Here is an 18,163-nt window from a genome sequence, read left to right on the forward strand (position 1 = left end):
CAATAAGGGGACGCGTCAGCCCTTTGCCAGGGGGAAGCGCGGGTTCGCGCTCCATTCGCTCCAGGAGCCGGGGTAGAGCCGGCTGCCGGGGAGTCCGGCATGGTGCATCGCCAGCAGGTTGTGGCAGGCGGTGACCCCCGATCCGCATTGGTGCACCGTCCCGTCCGCGCCCTGCGGACCGAGCAGCGCGCTGAATTCTTCGCGCAGCTGGGCGGCGGGCTTGAAGCGGCCTTCCGGCGTCAGGTTGGACTTGAAAAACCGGTTGGTCGCGCCCGGGATGTGACCGGCCTGGGTGTCCAGCGGTTCGACTTCGCCCCGGAATCGCTCGCCCGCGCGGGCGTCGATCAGGCGGACCCGGCCGAGTCCGGCGAGCAGATCCTGCGCGGACCACGGCGCCTCGAGCGGCGCGCATGCTTCGAAGGCGGCGGAAGCGGCCGGTGCGCCGGCGGGGACGTCCGTTGTCACCATGGCGCCGGCCTGCTGCCAGGCGGCGAAGCCACCGTCCAGCACGGCCACCTGCGCATGGCCGAGCCAGCGCAGCATCCACCACACGCGCGCCGCATACATGCCGTCGGCGGCGTCGTAGGCGACCAGCTGCCGGCCCGGTGTCATGCCGAGGTCCCGCAGCCGCGCGGCGAAAGCCTCGCGCTCGGGCAACGGGTGGCGCCCGCGGAACGTGCCGAAGGCGTCCTGCTTCGGACCGCTGAGGTCGCGGTCCAGGTGCAGATAGAACGCGCCGGGGACATGGCCGGCCGCGTAGGCGCGCTCGCCCGCCGCGGTGTCGGCCAGGTCGAAGCGGACATCGACGATCAGCGGCGGCGCCGACGAATTCATCAGCGCCTGCAACTGCTCGACCGTGATCAAGCCGTCAAGACCCGCTCCGGTGGGGGCGGTCCCGAGGGACGTCGAGGGAGAAACCGGGTGCGGCGTCGCTGGAGTCGTCATGGCCGTTCAAGATTCCTGGACCGAGTGCTGGGCGTCCTTCGGCGTGTTCCGGGCGCGCAGCAGCGTCGCCCCCAGGCCCGCGACGACGATCAGCAGGATGCCGATCCACGAGAGCAGGCCCAGCAGGTCACCGAAGATCAGCACACCATACAACGCCGAGAACACGATGCCCAGGTACTGCAGCGACGCGTTCACCAGCGGCTTGCCGGTGCCGTAGGCGCGTGTCATCAGCAGTTGGGCGGCGGTGGCCAGCACGCCGACGGCCAGCAGCAGCGCCGCGCCGGTCCAGGTGTGGGTGTGCCAGCCGCCGTGCGACACGATCGTCGTCAGCGCGCCGGCGACCACGCCGCCCATCGAGAAGTAGAAGACGATGCGGAATTCCGGCTCCCCCGCGCGACCCAGCGAGGTCACCTGCAGGTAGGCCATCGCCGACAGCATCCCCGAGGCCAGCCCGGCCAGGCCGTGCCAGACCTGCTGGTCCTCCATCGCCGGCTGCAGCACCAGCCCGACGCCGACGAAGCCCAGGAGCACGGTGATGATCAGCCGCGGATCGACCTTGGCCGCGCCCATCAGCACCGCGCCGCCGATCAGGAACAGCGCCATCCACACCGAGGACATGTAGTTCAGCGTCATCGCCGTCGCGAGCGGCAGCTTGCTGATCGCGAAGAACCACAGCGACAGCGCGATCACCCCCGACAGGCTGCGCCAGAAGTGCATCGCCGGTACGCTGGTCTTCAGCGACAGCCCCTTGGCCCGCGACAGCGCGAACAGGAACAGCGTGCCGACGAGGCCGCGGTACATGACGATCTCGCCCGCGCCGTAGTAGGCCGAAGCCAACTTGACGCAGACACCCATGGTGGCGAACAGCAGTGTCGCCAACACCATCAGAAGGGGTGCAGACATGCCGGCGATTCTCGCGCCGAAGCCCGGTCCGGCCTGTTGCGCGGAGCCGCAAAAACGAACGCCCCGCAAGAGCGGGGCGTTGTGCGCACCTGGATCGATGCGAAGGGGTCGGGGCGTCAGCGCCCCGTCGACACGGCGTCAGCGCTTCATCAGCCCGCGGTACCACTCGTGGAAGTGCTTCATGCCGTCTTCCATCGGGGTCTGGTAGGGGCCGACCTCGTTGTCGCCGCGTTCCATCAGCGCCTTGCGCCCGGCGTCCATGCGCAGCGCGATCTCGTCGTCCTCGATGCAGGTCTCCATGTAGGCGGCCTGCTGGGCGTCGATGAGGTCGCGCTCGAAGGCGACGACTTCTTCCGGGTAGTAGAACTCGACGATGTTGGTCGTCTTCTGCGGCCCCTTGGGGAACAGCGTCGACACCACCAGCACGTTGGGGTACCACTCCACCATGATGTTGGGGTAGTAGGTCAGCCAGATGGCGCCCTGGTCCGGGGACTGGCCGCCCGAGAAACCCAGCACCTGGTCGTGCCACTTGGCGTAGACCTCGGAGCCCGGCTTTGCCAGCGCCTTGTTCACGCCGACCGTCTGCACCGAGTAGTCGCGGCCGAATTCCCACGCCAGGTCGTCGCAGGTGACGAACTGGCCCAGGCCCGGGTGGAACGGGCCGACGTGGTAGTCCTCCAGATAGACCTCGATGAAGGTCTTCCAGTTGTAGTCGCACTCGTGGACGTGGACCTTGTCGAGCTGGTAGCCGCTGAAGTCCAGCGCGCCGCGCGGGCCCAGCTTCGCCAGGTCGGCGGCGATGTCGCGGCCGTTGTCCTCGAACAGCAGGCCGTTCCACTCGCGCAGCTTGTAGCGGTTCAGGTGCAGGCAAGGGTCCTGCTTGAAATGCGGCGCGCCGACCAGTTCGCCCTTGAGGTCGTAGGTCCAGCGGTGCAACGGGCAGACGATGTTGCTCTGCGTGTTGCCGCGGCCGCGCAGCATCACCGCCTGGCGATGCCGGCAGACGTTGGAGATCAGTTCCAGGCCTTGCGCGCTGCGCACGATGGCGCGGCCTTCGCCCTCCTGCGGCAGGGCGTAATAGTCGCCGACCTCGGGCACGGCGAGCGCGTGACCGAGGTAGCGGGGGCCGTGCTGGAAGATCAGTTCCTGTTCGCGGCGGAACAGGTCCTCGTCGAAGTAGGAGGTGACGGGCAGCTGGAGGTGGCTGGGGGCCGTGCTGCGTTCAAGCGCGCTGAGAGGGATGCTCAGGTCGGACATGATCCAAGAGGGTCTCCAAGACTCCAATGTCAACCGTGACGGCCGCCCCCCAGATTGGACGGGCCGGTATGGGGACTGAATGAAAAGCCCGCCGGCCCTTTTAGGGCATAGCAGCGGGCAAAGGAACCGGTGATTGTACCCGGCCCGCCTCTGGAGGGGAAACGGGTGGGTGTCAGGTGTCACCCAGCGCCCGAAACACCCGCTGACGCCTGTGGCGGCGCGCTCACATCCCCCGACGGTCGGAAGGCGGGCAGGGTGGTGGCGGTGCTTACAATCAGCCTTTTCGCGTTTTGAAATGAGCAAGCCTTCCGCCAGCGCCAAGACGGCGCAGCCCACGATCCAGGAGCAGGAGCCCGCCAGCTATGAGCTGGCGGTCGAGGAGTTGGAGCGTCTGGTGCAGGCCATGGAGGCCGGGCAACTGCCGCTGGACCAGTTATTGGCCAGTTACCAGCGGGGAGCCGCCTTGCTCAAATACTGCCGCGCACGACTTCAGGCCGTCGAACAACAAGTACAGGTCATTGAGGGTGGGAGCGCGCAGGCTTGGGGAGATGAATAAGTGGATGCGGGTATTTTCGAACGTTGGGTAAAGCAGTCGCTCGAGGACGTCGAGCAGGCGCTGGAGGCCTGGGTGCCCGAAGCGGCGCCGGCCGGCCTCGGCGATGCGATGCGGTATGCCGTCCTCGGCGCCGGGAAGCGCTTGCGCCCCCTGCTGGTGCTGGCCGCGGCCGACGCCGCGGGCGGCCAGCGCGAGGCCGCGATGCGCGCGGCGTGCGCGGTGGAGCTGATCCACGCGTATTCGCTGGCGCATGACGACATGCCCTGCATGGACAACGACGTCCTGCGCCGCGGCAAGCCCACGCTGCATGTGCAGTACGGCGAGGCGCAGGCGATGCTGGCCGGCGACGCGATGCAGGCGCTGGCCTTCGACGTGCTGACGCCGGACGAGGGCGTCGCCCCCGCGCTGCAGGCCAGGCTGTGCCGGCTGCTGGCGCGCGCCAGCGGTTACGACGGCATGGCCGGCGGCCAGGCGATCGACCTGGCCAGCATCGGCAAGCCGCTGGACGAAGCCAAGTTGCGCGACATGCACCGCCGCAAGACCGGCGTGCTGCTGCAGGCCAGCGTCCTGATGGGCGCCGCGTGCGGTGAGATCACGCCGGCCGCGTGGGAGTCGCTGAGCCGCTACGGCGCGGCGATCGGCCTGGCCTTCCAGGTCGTCGACGACATCCTGGACGTGACGCAGGACAGTGATGTGCTCGGCAAGACCGCCGGCAAGGATCAGGACAACAACAAGCCGACCTACGTCAGCGTGCTGGGCCTCGAGCCCGCCCGCGCGTACGCGCTCCGCCTGCGGGACGAGGCGCATCAGGCGCTCTCCGGCAGCGGTCTGGCCGACACCGCCTGGCTCAGCCTGCTGGCTGACAAGGTGGTGGAGCGCGACAACTGAGATCCTGCTCGGATCCCGCAAGGATCCGGCAACAAGGAGAGGCGACGCCATGAGCGACAACCCACCGAACGCGACGGCCGCGCAGACCCTGCTGGGCACCATCGAGAGCCCCGCGGACGTGCGCCGGCTGTCCCGCGGTCAGCTCCCGCAACTGGCGGACGAGGTCCGCGCGCACATCCTCAACAGCGTGTCCAAGACCGGCGGACATCTGTCGTCGAACCTGGGCACCGTGGAGATGACGGTCGCGCTGCACTATGTCTACGACACGCCGCGCGACCGGCTGGTGTGGGACGTCGGTCACCAGACCTACCCGCACAAGATCCTGACCGGCCGCCGCGACGCGATGGCGACGCTGCGCCAGCAGGGCGGCATCTCCGGCTTTCCGCGCCGCGACGAGAGCGAGTACGACACCTTCGGCACCGCGCATTCGAGCACCTCGATCTCCGCCGCGCACGGCATGGCGATGGCGGCCCGGATCAAGGGCGAGTCACGCCGTGTGGTCGCGATCATTGGCGACGGCGCGATGACCGCCGGCATGGCCTTCGAGGCGCTGAACAACGCCGGCGTCGCGCATGGCGGCCTGCTCGGCGACGTGCTGGTGATCCTGAACGACAACGACATGTCGATCAGCCCGCCGGTCGGCGCGCTGAACAAGTATTTCACCCGGCTGATGAGCGGCAAGTTCTACGCCGCCGCGCGCGAGGGCGCGAAGTCGGTGCTGAAGCACACGCCGCTGTACGAGTTCGCGCGCCGCTTCGAGGAGCACACCAAGGGCATGTTCGTGCCCGGGACGATCTTCGAGGAATTCGGCTTCAACTACGTCGGCCCGATCGACGGGCATGACCTGGACGCGCTGATCCCCACGCTGGAGAACCTGCGCGACAAGAAGGGCCCGCAGTTCCTGCACCTGGTCACGCGCAAGGGCCAGGGCTACAAGCTGGCGGAGGCGGACCCGGTCAAGTACCACGGTCCGACGCCGTTCAACCCGGCCGAAGGCATCAAGCCGTCGACCTCCCCGGCGAAGAAGACCTTCACGACGGTGTTCGGCGACTGGCTCTGCGACATGGCCGAGGCCGATCCGACGCTGGTCGGCATCACGCCCGCGATGCGCGAGGGCTCGGGCATGGTCGAGTTCCACAAGCGCTTCCCGACGCGTTACTACGACGTCGGCATCGCCGAGCAGCACGCGGTGACCTTCGCCGGCGGCCTCGCCTGCGAAGGCCTGCGGCCGGTGGTGGCGATCTATTCGACCTTCCTGCAGCGCGGCTACGACCAGATGGTCCACGACGTGGCGCTGCAGAACCTGCCGGTGCTGTTCGCACTGGACCGCGCGGGCCTGGTTGGCGCCGATGGCGCGACGCACGCCGGCAACTACGACATCGCCTTCACGCGTTGCATTCCGAACATGAGCGTGATCACGCCGTCGGATGAGAACGAGTGCCGCCAGGCGCTGTACACCGGCCACGTGCACAACGGCCCGGTGACGGTCCGCTATCCGCGCGGCGCGGGCATCGGCGCGGAGATCAGGAAGGACATGGTCGCGCTGCCGTGGGGCAAGGGCGAGATGCGCCGGACCTCGTCGCAGTCTGTGGCTGGCGGTCGCGGCGCGGCGCACGCGCCTCGTATCGCGATCCTGGCCTTCGGCACGCTGCTGCATCCGGCGCTGAAGGCGGCGGAGGCGCTCGACGCGAGCGTCGCCAACATGCGTTTCGTGAAGCCGCTGGACGTCGATCTGGTCAAGGAACTGGCCCGCACGCACGATGTGCTGGTGACCATCGAGGACGGTTGCGTCATGGGCGGCGCCGGCAGCGCGGTCCTGGAAGCGCTGCAGGCCGAAGGCCTGTCGCTGCCCGTGCTGCAACTGGGGCTGCCTGACGAGTATGTCGAGCACGGCGAGCCCGGCAAGCTCATGGCCCAGTGCGGCCTGGACGCTTCCGGCATCGAGCGCTCGATCCGCGAGCGCTTCCTGTCGACCGCGAGTGCGACGCCGGCACCGGTGGCGATCAAGGCCGCCTGAGCCACACGCGCTTCATGGAACGGCGCTGGCCTCGCGGTCAGCGCCGTTTTGCTTTTCCGGCGGCCTGCGCGCGCAGTGCGCTCGGCAGGCCCCGCCCGCTGGAGGCTTGGCTGGAAGTTTGACTGGCCATCGCAGGCGCGAGCGCACGTTTCACCGCGTCGATGAAATCCTGCGTCAGCGCATGCGTGGCGCGGTGCAGCGGCCACAAGGCCTGGATGCGGAAGGGTACCGACACCGAGAATGGCCGCAGGTGCAGATCGGGGCCGGCGCAGGCCCTCGCCGTCAGTGGATTCACGAGCGCAATGCCCAGGTTTTTCTGAACCAGTGAACAGACGGCGATCGCGCTGTGTGTCTCCATTTGCAGACGCCGCCGCACGCCGGCGGCCGCGAAGATCGCGTCGAACTGGCGGCGGTAGGGATCGTCGGCGGACAGGCTGACGAAGCGCTCACCCTCAAAGTCCTCCGGGGTCAGGACTTGCCGTTCCAGCAGTCGATGGCCGGCGGGGAGCACGCACACCTCGTCGAGCTCGGCCAGCGTCTCGCTGCGCGTGCCGGGCACGGCGACGGAGACCTCGCTCAGGCCGATGTCGAAGCGCTGGGCCGCCATCCATTCCTCGAGCAGCGGTGACTCCTGCGGTGTCAGCGTCAGTTCCGCCTGGGGATGCCGGCCGAGCCAATCGGCGCTCGCGTCCGGCAGCAGCGCGTGCGCCAGTGCCGGCAGCGTCAGGACGCGCAGGCGTTCGTCCTCGGCGCGTCCCAGCGATTGGGCGCGGGCGACGACCTGGTCCAGCCCCTGGTAGGCACGCTGGACTTCGTCAAACAGCGCCAGCGCCCGCGCGGTCGGGCGCACACGCCCCGGGGCGCGGTCGAACAGGGCGTAGCCGAGCAGCGATTCCATCCGCGCCAGCTCCCGGCTGACAGTCGGTTGAGACGTGAACAGCAATTGCGCGGCGCCGGTCACGCTGCCGGCAGTCATGACGGCGCGGAACACCTCGATGTGGCGATGCGTGATCGGGAGGGACATCGCGGAAGCATATCAGTGCATATCAGAAATGAATTCGGTAGGCAAAACAAAGCATTTGATTGAATGGCTGGCCGGAGGGATGCTTGCGGCAGTTCCAATCTGCATCCGTCTGAAGGATTCCTGACATGCCGCAAGCCCTGACCCCCGCCCGCGAACAGCAGTTGCAAGCGCTCGCCACGAAGTACGGCACCCCGCTGTGGGTGTACGACGCCGCCATCATCCGCGAGCGCATCACGGCGCTGGGCGGTTTCGACACGGTGCGCTTCGCTCAGAAGGCCTGCTCCAACACCCACATCCTCAGATTGATGCGGGAACAGGGCGTGAAGGTCGATTCGGTGTCGCGCGGAGAGCTGCTGCGCGCCTTCGCCGCCGGCTTCACCGTCGGCACGGGTGCGGACGCGGTGCACTCGGACATCGTGTTCACGGCCGACTTGCTGGATCGCGAGACGCTCAAGACCGTCGTCGAACACCGCGTCCCGGTGAACGCCGGCTCGATCGACATGCTGGAGCAGCTCGGCGAGGTCTCGCCCGGTCACCCGGTGTGGCTGCGGCTGAACCCCGGCTTCGGTCACGGCCACAGCAACAAGACCAATACGGGCGGCGAGCACAGCAAGCACGGCATCTGGCATGAGCAGCTCACGGACGCGCTGGCGGTCATCGCGCGCCGCGGGCTGACGCTGATCGGGCTGCACATGCACATCGGCTCGGGCGTCGACTACGACCACCTGGGGCGTGTCAGCGGCGCGATGGTCGACCTGGTCCGCATCGTGAAGGCGCAGGGCCTGGACCTGCACGCGCTCTCGGCCGGCGGCGGGCTGTCGATCCCCTACCAGGAGGGCGGCGAGTCCATCGACACCGCCCACTACTTCAGTCTGTGGGATGCCGCGCGCAAGGAAGCGGAAGGCGTGATCGGCCACGACCTGGCGCTCGAGATCGAACCGGGCCGCTATCTGGTGGCGGAGTCCGGCGTGCTGCTCGCCGAGGTCCGCGCGGTCAAGGCCCAGGGGCGGCAGCACTTTCTGCTGGTCGACGCCGGTTTCAACGAACTGATGCGGCCGGCGATGTACGGCAGCTTCCATGCGATGAGCCTGATTCCTGCGGACGGCCAGCGTCGGCCAACGCGCGAAACCGTGGTCGCCGGTCCGCTCTGCGAATCGGGCGATGTGTTCACGCAGGCCGAAGGGGGCGTGGTGCTGGCGCGGGAATTGCCACAAGCGCAGGTCGGCGACTTGCTGGTCATCCACGACACGGGTGCGTACGGCGCGTCCATGTCCAGCAACTACAACAGCCGGCCGCTGATCGCCGAGGTGCTCGTCGACGGCGGTTCGGACCGCCTGATCCGTCGCCGCCAGACGGTCGAGGAACTGCTCGCGCTTGAAGCGCTGTGAACGTTTCAGGTGCGGAGAAGCACCGGACGCGGCACCAGGAGACATCAGGCAACAGCCCGCGCTCACGCGGGTTGTGACGGAGTCATGAAGTTTTTGCTATCGCACAAGCGATTTTTGATAGTTTGACTCAATAGGGATAGGCAATAGGCTGCATTGGGGAATTCAAACCCGCCGATAGCCTCAGCCCCCTATCATTCCGTCCATCCCATCAACCTGACAGCGAGTACGAAGCAATGTCCCTGATCAACACCCAAGTCCAACCCTTCAAGGCCCAAGCGTTCCACAACGGCAAGTTCATCGAGGTCACTGAAGAGTCGCTCAAGGGCAAGTGGTCCGTGCTGATCTTCATGCCGGCCGCCTTCACCTTCAACTGCCCGACGGAAGTCGAAGACGCGGCTGACAACTACGGCGAGTTCCAGAAGCTGGGCGCCGAGGTCTACATCGTCACGACCGACACGCACTTCTCGCACAAGGTGTGGCACGAAACCTCGCCGGCTGTCGGCAAGGCCAAGTTCCCGCTGGTCGGCGACCCGACGCACGCGCTGACGAACGCCTTCGGCGTGCACATCCCGGAAGAAGGCCTGGCCCTGCGCGGCACCTTCGTGATCAATCCGGACGGCGTCATCAAGACCCTGGAAGTGCATGACAACGCGATCGCCCGCGACGTCAAGGAAACGCTGCGCAAGCTGAAGGCTGCCCAGTACGTCGCCAAGAACCCGGGCCAGGTCTGCCCGGCCAAGTGGAACGAAGGCGACAAGACCATCGCCCCGTCGCTGGACCTGGTCGGCAAGATCTAAGGATCTCGCCCTGGCGGGGGAAGCAGGCGATCCGTCCGGATCGACCTTCCCCCGGACCGGTGATCCGGATGAGGACGTTCCTCTCCCCCTCACTGCAAAAGCACCGCGCGTGGACCGATCCGGTCCGCGGGCGTGTGTTCGGCCGCCCCTCTGATCTGACAGGGAGGCCGGTTCTCGAAGTCGCTTAAGAAAATTGGAAGGAAGCAACGATGTTGGACGACAACCTGAAGGCGCAGCTCAAGGCCTACCTGGAGCGGGTGACGCTGCCGTTCGAGATCGAAGCCTCGTTGAACGACTCCGAGAGCTCCGCAGAGCTCAAGCAGCTGCTGCAGGACATCGCCGCGATGTCCGACAAGATCACGCTGAACCTCGACGGCAACGACGCGCGCAAGCCGTCGTTCAGCCTGAAGCGCACGGGCACGGCACAGAGCCTGCGCTTCGCCGCGATTCCCCTGGGCCATGAGTTCACCTCGCTGGTGCTGGCCCTGCTGTGGACGGGCGGTCATCCCCCGAAGGTGGAGCAGTCCACCATCGACCAGATCAAGGGCCTGGACGGGGACTACCTCTTCGAGGTGTACATGTCCCTGACCTGCCACAACTGCCCGGACGTCGTGCAGGCGCTGTCGCTGATGTCGGTGCTGAATCCGCGCGTCAAGACGGTGGTCGTGGACGGCGCGCTGTTCCAGGACGAGGTGAACGCCCGCGAGATCATGGCCGTGCCCACGATCTACCTGAACGGCCAGGAATTCGGCTCGGGTCGCATGACGGTCGAGGAGATCGCCGCCAAGCTGGACACCGGCGCGGCGGAGAAGGACGCGGCCAAGCTGTCGGCCAAGGACCCGTACGACGTGCTGATCGTCGGCGGCGGCCCGGCCGGCGCGGCGGCGGCTGTTTATGCCGCTCGCAAGGGCATCCGCACGGGCATCGCGGCCGAGCGTTTCGGCGGCCAGGTCAACGACACGCTGGCGATCGAGAACTACATCTCCGTGCTGTCGACCGACGGTCCGAAGTTCTCGATGGCGCTGGAATCGCACGTCAAGGATTACGGCGTCGACGTCATGAACCTGCAGCGCGCGGACCAGCTGATTCCGGCGGCCACGCCGGGCGGGCTGGTCGAGCTGAAGCTGGCCAATGGCGGTTCGCTCAAGAGCAAGACGGTGATCATCTCGACCGGTGCGCGGTGGAGGAACGTCAACGTGCCGGGCGAGCAGGAATACAAGAACAAGGGCGTGGCCTACTGCCCGCATTGCGACGGTCCGCTGTTCAAGGGCAAGCGCGTGGCGGTGATCGGCGGCGGCAACTCCGGCGTCGAGGCGGCGATCGACCTGGCCGGCATCGTGTCGCATGTGACGCTGCTGGAGTTCGGCGACCAACTGCGCGCGGACGCCGTGCTGGTGAAGAAGCTGGAGAGCCTGCCCAACGTCGTCATCCTGAAGCAGGCGCAGACCAGCGAGTTCACCGGCACGGCGGGCAAGCTCGACGGACTGAACTACATCGACCGCGCCACCGGTGAAGCCAAGCGCGTCGAGGTCGAAGGCGTGTTCGTGCAGATCGGTCTGGTGCCCAACACCGAGTGGCTGCGTGGCACGGTGGAGCTGTCGCGTCACGGCGAGATCATCGTCGACGCGAAGGGTCAGACCTCGGTGCCGGGCGTGTTCGCCGCGGGCGACGCGACGACGGTGCCGTTCAAGCAGATCATCATCGCGGCCGGTGATGGTGCGAAGGCCGCGCTCAGCGCCTTCGATCACCTGATCCGCAACTGACGAGCAACGCGCTCCTCTGAACTGACGCCCCGAAAGGGGCGTCAGTCGTTTTGGGGGACGATCACCGCCGGCTGCGCCAGAGGCTCTCCGCGCTGTAGACGGCCAGCGCCGACCAGATCAGCACGAAGCCGACGAGCCGCGCGCCGGCGAGCGGCTCGTGATACAGCCAGACGCCGAGCAGGAACTGGATCGTCGGGGACAGGTATTGCACGAGGCCGAGCGTCGTCAGCGTGATGCGGCGCGCGCCGGCGGCGAACAGCAGCAGCGGCACGGCGGTCAGCGGCCCCGCCAGCAGCAGCCAGGCGATGTGGCCGGCGTCGCCGGTCGCGAGCGCGCTGGTGCCCTGATGTGTCCACCAGGCCAAGGCGATTGCGGCAAAGGGCGACAGGATCAGCGTCTCCAGCGTCAGCCCCTCGAGCGCGCCGAGCTGCGCCGTCTTGCGCATCAGCCCGTAGACCCCGAAGCTCAGCGCCAGCACGAGCGCGATCCACGGCAACCGTCCGGCGGTGACCGTCAGCCAGATCACGCCGGCGGCGGCGAGTCCGATCGCCAGCCACTGCACCGGCCGCAGCCGCTCGCGCAGGAACACGAAGCCCAGCATCACGTTGACCAGCGGGTTGATGAAGTAACCCAGGCTGGCCTCGACGACGTGTCCCTGCTGCACCGCCCACACATAGACCAGCCAGTTGGTCGAGAGCAGCAGTGCCGACAGGGCGCAGGTCGCCAGCAGCTTTGGCGATCGCAGCACCGGCCCCAGCCACGCCCAGCGGCGCAGGCCGGTCAGCAGCAGCGCGACGAAGACCATCGACCACAGCGTCCGGTGCGCGATGACCTCGATCGCGTCGACGTCGCTCAGCCGTTTGAAGTACAGCGGGAACAGGCCCCAGGCGATGTAGGCCAGCGCGGCATAGAGCATGCCGGTGCGGGCGTGGGCGGAGTCGGCGGCGTTGCGGGTGTCGTTGGTCATGGGTCCGTGGTCGCGATTCGCGCGAGGGTGCCGCGAGCTTGCCGCGTGAGGGGCCCGCGATTCTGCCCGCGCCAGGCCAGCGGCGCTGTCGAAAGGCGGGGAGGCCATTCGTCGTGCTCGGTGGTCCCACTGTTCATGCGGACCGCTTCGTCGCAGGATCGCACCCCATGGCGCACCTTGAATTCACCTCGCAGTTGCACCGCTTCGTCGACACCCCGCAGTTGGACTGCGACGCCGGAACTTTAGGGGAGGCGCTTTCGCTCGCCTTCGCCTGCAATCCCCGGCTGCGTGGCTACATCCTGGATGAGCAGGGGCACCTGCGGACACATGTCGCCGTGTTCATCGACGGCCACCGCGCGCGGGATCGCCAGGCGCTCAGCGACCCGCTGACGGCACAGTCCAAGGTCTACGTGCTGCAGGCACTGTCGGGCGGCTGAGCGCCGTCTCGCCGCAGACGTGTCGAGAACGGCGACGCTCGAACGTCGTGAGAGGTGACGCCAGCCATCGCAAGGAGACACCGATGACCACCACCGCCTGGGCCGCGACCCGCAAGGGCCTCTTCGAACTCCGGAACGATCCCGCCAACGGCGGATGGTCGATCGGCCGCCACAGCTTCGTGGGGGACCCCGTCAGCATGGTGCTGCCCGCGCCACAGGGCGGCGGACGGATGTTCGCCGCGCTCAATCTCGGGCACTTCGGGGCCAAGCTGCAGGCGTCGGACGACGGTGGCATCACCTGGCGCGAACTCACGGCACCGGCTTTCCCCGAGCAGCCGGAAGGCGCCGAAGGCCCGCCCTGGAAGCTTCAGCAGATCTGGGCCCTGGAGCGCGGCGGCGACGGGCGGCTGTGGGCCGGGACCATCCCCGGAGGCCTCTTCGTCAGCGACGACCAGGGCGAGACCTGGCGGCTCGTCGAGACGCTGTGGCACATGCCCGAGCGGCTGGGCTGGTTCGGCGGCGGCTACGACGCGCCGGGCATCCATTCGATCAACGTCGATCCGCGTGATCCGAAGCGGCTGCTGCTCGGCATCTCCTGCGGCGGCGCGTGGCGCAGCGAGGACGGCGGCACGACCTGGCACATCAGCGCCAAGGGCATGCGCGCCGACTTCCTGCCGCCCGAACAGCAGGGCGAGGAGAACACACAGGATCCGCACCGCATCGTCGCCAGCACGGCGGATCCGGACGTGCTCTGGTGCCAGCATCACAACGGCGTCTGGCGCTCGGTCGACGGCGGCGCGAACTGGGGCGAGATCAAGCCGCCGCTGTCGGGCTTCGGCTTCGCGGTGGCCGCGCATGCGGGGGATCCCGGCACGGCGTGGTTCGTGCCCGGCATCAAGGACGAGAAGCGCCTGCCCGTCGACGGCGCGCTGGTGGTGAACCGCACGCGCGACGGCGGCAAGACCTTCGAGACATTGCGCAACGGCCTGCCGCAGGCGCATTGCTACGACCTCGTCTACCGCCACGGTCTGGCCGCGCACGACGACGGCCAACGTCTGCTGATGGGCAGCACGACCGGCAACCTGTGGGCCACGGACGATGCCGGCGACCGCTGGTTGCTGGTGTCCGGGCACCTGCCACCGATCTACGCGGTGCGCTTCGGCTGAGGTGGCTCTGTCGCGTTCCGCGGCGGCTCCCGCATCAGAGGTTCAGAGGAACGGCGCCCACTCCGGGCCGGGCGGCGCTTCGAGCTCGAGCCCGGCGCCCGTGACCGGATGCGTCAGCGTCAGCCGCTGCGCGTGGAGCCACAGACGCTGCCGACCGAAGTGCGCCGCGAGCACTCGATTGAGTGGCCCCTTGCCATGGTTGGCATCGCCGACGATCGGATGCGCGAGGTGCTTCAGATGCCGGCGGATCTGGTGGCGCCGTCCCTGCACCGGTTCGCACGCGAGCAAGGCGAGCCGCGTCGTCGCGAAGCGCGGATCGGTGGTGACCGGGACCTCATGCCGCCGCAGGCAGGACCACTCGGTCTGCGCGTCCAGGTGCGGCTGGCCCGTGGAGGCCAGCTCCGGATCGCGCGCCAGCGGATGGTCGATGACCCCGGCATCGCCGGCGGGCCAGCCGCGCACGAGCGCCAGGTAGCGCTTGCGGGTGCGGCGCTCGGCCAGCGCCTGGCCGAGCAGGCTCGCCACCTCGGCGCTCAGCGCGAAGACCAGCACGCCCGAGGTGCCGCGGTCCAGTCGATGCGCCGGCCAGACCGGCCGACCCAGCTGATCGCGCAGTCGCTGCAGGGCGGCGTCCTCTTCATGGGCGTCGATCGCGGTGCGGTGCACGAGCAGCCCGGCCGGCTTGTCGATCACCGCGAGGTGGTCGTCCAGATGGAGGAGCGGAAGGGCTGGTGTCATCGCTGAAGGGGACGGTGTGCGCACGCCTGGAGCGCTTTTTGCCCTCTTTTCCCCGTTTGGGGGGAGAGGACAGCCACAGGGTGGTTCGCCAAAATCCTGTCATGTCGACTGTCCATCATCGCAGCAGGCATTCCGCGCCATCGGTGGTCGGTGGCGTGATCCCCTCGGTCCGCACGCACAGTCGCCAGCAGGAGTTCGCCATGCCTCAGGAATTTCACATCGGTCACCGGTCCTTCCTGGACCGGTTCGTCCTGGTTTTGGGCAGGGTGGTGCGGCGCACGCCGGCCGTGCGGCTGGTCAGTCGATCTGGCCGTCCACATACAGCCACGCCCCGTGCTCCCGCACGAAACGGCTGACCTCGTGCATGCGGTGCGCGCGCCCGCCGACCTTGCTGCGCGCGATGAACGCCACCGTCTCGTGGTCCGCGTCCTGGCGCGTGTGCTGACGCACCTCCAGGCCCAACCACTTCAGGTCCCGTTCCCCTCGATCGAGCGACGCGGGACGGGTGCTCGGATGCCAGGTCGCGAGCAGGTACTCGATCAGATCCATTGTGTAGGCCGTGTACCGCGAGCGCATCAGCGCCTGCGCGTCCGCCGCGATGAGCGCGCCGCTCTCGGCGAAGGCCCGGTGCAGGGCCCCGCAGCACGATGCATACGGGAGCTTGCTGCCGCAGGCGCACAGGGCCACCTCTGATCCCGCCCGGGTGTTCCTGCCTGCCGTGTTCGCCGCGGTCTTGGATTTTTCTGTCTTCATGAGGGCAGCATGATGCCAGCCTCTCTAGAATGGCTGGATGAATTCCCAGGATTTCGGCGACGAGCGCCCGACCCCGCCGCAGGAGGACCTGTTCACGCCGCGCGCGCCGCGCGGCCTGCTGGACAACCTCAACCCCGAGCAGTACGCCGCGGTGACGCTGGGGCAGGAGCCCGCGCTGATCCTGGCCGGCGCCGGCTCGGGCAAGACGCGCGTGCTGACGACGCGCATCGCCTGGCTGATGAGCCAGGGGCATGCGACGCCGGCCTCGGTGCTGGCGGTGACCTTCACCAACAAGGCCGCCAAGGAGATGGTCACGCGCCTGTCCGCGATGCTGCCGGTGAACGTGCGCGGCATGTGGATCGGGACCTTCCACGGCCTGTGCAACCGCTTCCTGCGCGCGCACTGGAAACTGGCCGGCTTGCCGCAAGGTTTCCAGATCCTGGACTCGGGCGACACGCTGTCCGCGGTCAAGCGCGTCATCAAGGCGATGAAGCTCGACGAGGAGCGCTTCGTTCCCAAGCAGGTCTCCTGGTACATCGCCGGCGCGAAAGAGGACGGCATGCGTCCCAAGGACATCGACCTGCGCGATGAGCAGACCCGCAAGCTGGTCGAGATCTACCAGGCCTACCAGGACCAGTGCGAACGCGAGGGCGTCGTCGACTTCGCCGAGCTGATGCTGCGCTCGTTCGAGCTGATGCGCGACAACCAGGCCGTGCGCGAGCACTACCAGCGCCGCTTCCAGTACGTGCTGGTCGACGAGTTCCAGGACACCAACAAGCTGCAGTACGCGTGGCTGAAGATGTTCGCGCCGCCCGGGCGCGGGCAGGGCGTGTTCGCGGTCGGCGACGACGACCAGAGCATCTACGCCTTCCGCGGCGCGCGCGTGGGCAACATGGCCGACTTCGAGCGCGAGTACCGCGTGCGCCAGGTCGTGAAGCTGGAGCAGAACTACCGCAGCTTCGGCAACATCCTGGACGCGGCCAATGCGCTGATCAGCAACAACAGCCGGCGCCTGGGCAAGAACCTGCGCACCGAGGCCGGTCCCGGCGAGCCGGTGCGCGTGCACGAGGCCAGCAGCGATTTCGCCGAGGCGCAATGGCTGCTGGAGGAGGCGCAGGCGCTGCACCGCCAGGGGCTGGAGCGCAAGGAGATCGCGGTGCTCTACCGCAGCAACGCGCAGTCGCGGGTGATCGAATCGGCGCTGTTCAACGCCGGCATCCCGTACCGCGTGTACGGCGGCCTGCGCTTCTTCGAGCGCGCCGAGGTGAAGCACGCGCTGGCCTACCTGCGCCTGATCGAGAACCCCAATGACGACACCAGCTTCCTGCGCGTCGTCAACTTCCCGGCGCGCGGCATCGGCGCGCGCACCATCGAGCAGCTGCAGGACGCGGCGCGTCCGAGCGGGCGCTCGCTGGTGCAGAGCATCGGCGCGGTCGGCGGTCGCGGCGGCGCGAGCCTGGCGGGCTTCGTCGGCCTGATCGACGCGATGCGCGAGGCCACGGCCGGGCTCACGCTGCGCGAGATCATCGAACACATCATCGAACACTCCGGCCTGACGGCGTTCTACCGCGCCGAGAAGGAAGGCGAGGACCGGCTGGAGAACCTGGGCGAACTGGTCAACGCCGCCGAGGCCTTCGTGACGCAGGAGGGCTTCGGCAAGGACGCGGTGGCGCTGCCGGTGGACGAGCACTCGCCGGGCGCGATCGCGGACGGGCTGCCGGCGGCGGTCGCCCCGGCCGCGCCCGCCACGCCGGACGCGGAGACCGGCGAGATCATGTCGCCGCTGGCGGCGTTCCTGACGCATGCCTCGCTGGAGGCCGGCGACAACCAGGCGCAGGCCGGCCAGGACGCGATCCAGCTGATGACGGTGCACTCGGCCAAGGGCCTGGAGTTCGACGCGGTGTTCATCACCGGCATGGAAGAAGGTTTGTTCCCGCACGAGAACTCGCTGTCCGACTCGGACGGGCTGGAGGAAGAGCGCCGGCTGATGTACGTCGCGATCACGCGCGCGCGTCAGCGGCTGTACATCAGCTTCTGCCAGACGCGGATGCTGCACGGCCAGACCCGCTACAACATCAAGAGCCGCTTCATGGAGGAGCTGCCCGAGGAGACGCTGAAGTGGTTGACGCCGCGCAACCAGGGCTTCGGCTCCGGCTTCGCGCGGGACTACCAGCAGGCGTGGCAGCGCGGCTCGGGGCTGAAGTCGATGGTGGGTGCGGGTCGCGTCGATCCGTCCGCGTTCCCGCAGGCGCCGGTGCCCAGCGCGATGAAGCAGTCGGCGGCTGAGAAGACCGGCAATGAACACGGTGGGCTGCGCGTTGGCAAGGGCGTGTTCCACAACAAGTTCGGCGAGGGCGTGCTGCTCACGCTGGAAGGCACGGGACCGGACGCGCGCGCGCAGGTCAACTTCGGCCGGCACGGCACGAAGTGGCTGGCGCTCAGCGTCGCCAAGCTCACGCCGATCGATTGAGACGGTGACCGTCGGAACGGTGTTCAGGGACGAGACCTGAACGATTGAGCGGACATCGTACGGAGCACGCCGGTAGGCGTGTCTCCAGGCGCAG

The 18,163-nt window shown here is 68.1% G+C and carries 16 protein-coding genes; 9 read left to right on the plus strand and 7 right to left on the minus strand.

Annotated features, from left to right (window positions below):
* Window positions 1-15: 15 nt before the first annotated feature.
* The 3 genes from AC1VNM_RS28915 to AC1VNM_RS28925 all read right to left on the minus strand — a co-directional run bounded on the left by AC1VNM_RS28915 (window position 16) and on the right by AC1VNM_RS28925 (window position 3,105).
* Window positions 16-864 (minus strand): sulfurtransferase, encoded by an 849-nt coding sequence (locus AC1VNM_RS28915; RefSeq protein ID WP_483109197.1) that lies wholly within the window; start codon window positions 862-864, stop codon window positions 16-18.
* 87 nt (window positions 865-951) lie between these two features.
* Complete coding sequence (locus AC1VNM_RS28920; RefSeq protein ID WP_431102174.1) at window positions 952-1,848, minus strand: DMT family transporter; 897 nt, start codon at window positions 1,846-1,848, stop codon at window positions 952-954.
* A gap of 138 nt (window positions 1,849-1,986) precedes the next feature.
* A complete protein-coding gene (locus tag AC1VNM_RS28925) occupies window positions 1,987-3,105 on the minus strand; it encodes an aromatic ring-hydroxylating oxygenase subunit alpha (protein ID WP_377156867.1) in 1,119 nt (372 codons plus the stop codon).
* Window positions 3,106-3,400: 295 nt separating this feature from the next.
* On the opposite strand from AC1VNM_RS28925, the gene AC1VNM_RS28930 reads away from it, so the two are divergent.
* Genes AC1VNM_RS28930 through dxs form a run of 3 tightly spaced genes read left to right on the plus strand, consistent with a single transcriptional unit; the run spans window position 3,401 to window position 6,566 of the window.
* Window positions 3,401-3,661, plus strand: coding sequence for an exodeoxyribonuclease VII small subunit (locus AC1VNM_RS28930; protein WP_377156866.1), 261 nt, complete (start codon window positions 3,401-3,403; stop codon window positions 3,659-3,661).
* Window positions 3,662-4,549 carry a polyprenyl synthetase family protein gene (locus AC1VNM_RS28935; protein WP_377156865.1) on the plus strand — a complete coding sequence of 296 codons (888 nt, stop codon included), beginning with the start codon at window positions 3,662-3,664 and terminating at the stop codon, window positions 4,547-4,549.
* Window positions 4,550-4,598: 49 nt separating this feature from the next.
* Window positions 4,599-6,566: a 1-deoxy-D-xylulose-5-phosphate synthase gene (dxs, locus tag AC1VNM_RS28940; protein WP_483109198.1), complete on the plus strand. Its 1,968-nt coding sequence runs from the start codon at window positions 4,599-4,601 to the stop codon at window positions 6,564-6,566.
* 37 nt (window positions 6,567-6,603) lie between these two features.
* Here dxs and AC1VNM_RS28945 read toward each other — a convergent pair whose 3' ends face one another.
* A complete protein-coding gene (locus AC1VNM_RS28945; protein WP_483109199.1) occupies window positions 6,604-7,590 on the minus strand; it encodes a LysR family transcriptional regulator in 987 nt (328 codons plus the stop codon).
* Between the two features lie 125 nt (window positions 7,591-7,715).
* On the opposite strand from AC1VNM_RS28945, the gene lysA reads away from it, so the two are divergent.
* From lysA to ahpF, 3 genes are all read left to right on the plus strand, one after another.
* Window positions 7,716-8,978, plus strand: coding sequence for a diaminopimelate decarboxylase (gene lysA, locus AC1VNM_RS28950; RefSeq protein ID WP_483109200.1), 1,263 nt, complete (start codon window positions 7,716-7,718; stop codon window positions 8,976-8,978).
* Window positions 8,979-9,211: 233 nt separating this feature from the next.
* Window positions 9,212-9,775, plus strand: coding sequence for an alkyl hydroperoxide reductase subunit C (gene ahpC, locus AC1VNM_RS28955; RefSeq protein ID WP_067283909.1), 564 nt, complete (start codon window positions 9,212-9,214; stop codon window positions 9,773-9,775).
* A gap of 209 nt (window positions 9,776-9,984) precedes the next feature.
* A complete protein-coding gene (ahpF, locus tag AC1VNM_RS28960) occupies window positions 9,985-11,538 on the plus strand; it encodes an alkyl hydroperoxide reductase subunit F (RefSeq protein ID WP_431102182.1) in 1,554 nt (517 codons plus the stop codon).
* A 61-nt stretch (window positions 11,539-11,599) separates the two neighbouring features.
* Here ahpF and rarD read toward each other — a convergent pair whose 3' ends face one another.
* Window positions 11,600-12,505, minus strand: a complete 906-nt coding sequence (gene rarD / locus AC1VNM_RS28965; protein ID WP_483109201.1) for an EamA family transporter RarD — start codon at window positions 12,503-12,505, stop codon at window positions 11,600-11,602.
* Window positions 12,506-12,672: 167 nt separating this feature from the next.
* On the opposite strand from rarD, the gene AC1VNM_RS28970 reads away from it, so the two are divergent.
* Window positions 12,673-12,942 (plus strand): ubiquitin family protein, encoded by a 270-nt coding sequence (locus tag AC1VNM_RS28970; RefSeq protein ID WP_377156855.1) that lies wholly within the window; start codon window positions 12,673-12,675, stop codon window positions 12,940-12,942.
* Between the two features lie 83 nt (window positions 12,943-13,025).
* Window positions 13,026-14,108 (plus strand): WD40/YVTN/BNR-like repeat-containing protein, encoded by a 1,083-nt coding sequence (locus AC1VNM_RS28975; RefSeq protein WP_483109202.1) that lies wholly within the window; start codon window positions 13,026-13,028, stop codon window positions 14,106-14,108.
* A gap of 42 nt (window positions 14,109-14,150) precedes the next feature.
* Here the strand turns inward: AC1VNM_RS28975 and AC1VNM_RS28980 are convergent, their stop codons facing one another.
* On the minus strand, window positions 14,151-14,846 hold the full coding sequence (locus AC1VNM_RS28980; protein WP_483109203.1) for a pseudouridine synthase: 696 nt from the start codon (window positions 14,844-14,846) through the stop codon (window positions 14,151-14,153).
* Window positions 14,847-15,143: 297 nt separating this feature from the next.
* Window positions 15,144-15,599, minus strand: a complete 456-nt coding sequence (locus AC1VNM_RS28985; protein ID WP_377156851.1) for a YchJ family protein — start codon at window positions 15,597-15,599, stop codon at window positions 15,144-15,146.
* A gap of 37 nt (window positions 15,600-15,636) precedes the next feature.
* On the opposite strand from AC1VNM_RS28985, the gene AC1VNM_RS28990 reads away from it, so the two are divergent.
* The gene (locus AC1VNM_RS28990; protein ID WP_377156849.1) at window positions 15,637-18,069 is read left to right on the plus strand and encodes a UvrD-helicase domain-containing protein; all 2,433 of its coding nucleotides are present in this window, start codon (window positions 15,637-15,639) and stop codon (window positions 18,067-18,069) included.
* Window positions 18,070-18,163: the final 94 nt, after the last annotated feature.

This window comes from Mitsuaria sp. MSU3D, from assembly GCF_056867975.1.

What these genes read in the sequence shown, in the direction of transcription:
- AC1VNM_RS28920 (WP_431102174.1), bottom strand. Translation starts at nt 1,848, where the DNA reads ATGTCTGCACCCCTTCTGATGGTGTTGGCGACACTGCTGTTCGCCACC.
- AC1VNM_RS28925 (WP_377156867.1), bottom strand. Translation starts at nt 3,105, where the DNA reads ATGTCCGACCTGAGCATCCCTCTCAGCGCGCTTGAACGCAGCACGGCC.
- AC1VNM_RS28930 (WP_377156866.1), top strand. Translation starts at nt 3,401, where the DNA reads ATGAGCAAGCCTTCCGCCAGCGCCAAGACGGCGCAGCCCACGATCCAG.
- dxs (WP_483109198.1), top strand. Translation starts at nt 4,599, where the DNA reads ATGAGCGACAACCCACCGAACGCGACGGCCGCGCAGACCCTGCTGGGC.
- AC1VNM_RS28945 (WP_483109199.1), bottom strand. Translation starts at nt 7,590, where the DNA reads ATGTCCCTCCCGATCACGCATCGCCACATCGAGGTGTTCCGCGCCGTC.
- lysA (WP_483109200.1), top strand. Translation starts at nt 7,716, where the DNA reads ATGCCGCAAGCCCTGACCCCCGCCCGCGAACAGCAGTTGCAAGCGCTC.
- ahpC (WP_067283909.1), top strand. Translation starts at nt 9,212, where the DNA reads ATGTCCCTGATCAACACCCAAGTCCAACCCTTCAAGGCCCAAGCGTTC.
- ahpF (WP_431102182.1), top strand. Translation starts at nt 9,985, where the DNA reads ATGTTGGACGACAACCTGAAGGCGCAGCTCAAGGCCTACCTGGAGCGG.
- rarD (WP_483109201.1), bottom strand. Translation starts at nt 12,505, where the DNA reads ATGACCAACGACACCCGCAACGCCGCCGACTCCGCCCACGCCCGCACC.
- AC1VNM_RS28970 (WP_377156855.1), top strand. Translation starts at nt 12,673, where the DNA reads ATGGCGCACCTTGAATTCACCTCGCAGTTGCACCGCTTCGTCGACACC.
- AC1VNM_RS28975 (WP_483109202.1), top strand. Translation starts at nt 13,026, where the DNA reads ATGACCACCACCGCCTGGGCCGCGACCCGCAAGGGCCTCTTCGAACTC.
- AC1VNM_RS28980 (WP_483109203.1), bottom strand. Translation starts at nt 14,846, where the DNA reads ATGACACCAGCCCTTCCGCTCCTCCATCTGGACGACCACCTCGCGGTG.
- AC1VNM_RS28985 (WP_377156851.1), bottom strand. Translation starts at nt 15,599, where the DNA reads ATGAAGACAGAAAAATCCAAGACCGCGGCGAACACGGCAGGCAGGAAC.
- AC1VNM_RS28990 (WP_377156849.1), top strand. Translation starts at nt 15,637, where the DNA reads ATGAATTCCCAGGATTTCGGCGACGAGCGCCCGACCCCGCCGCAGGAG.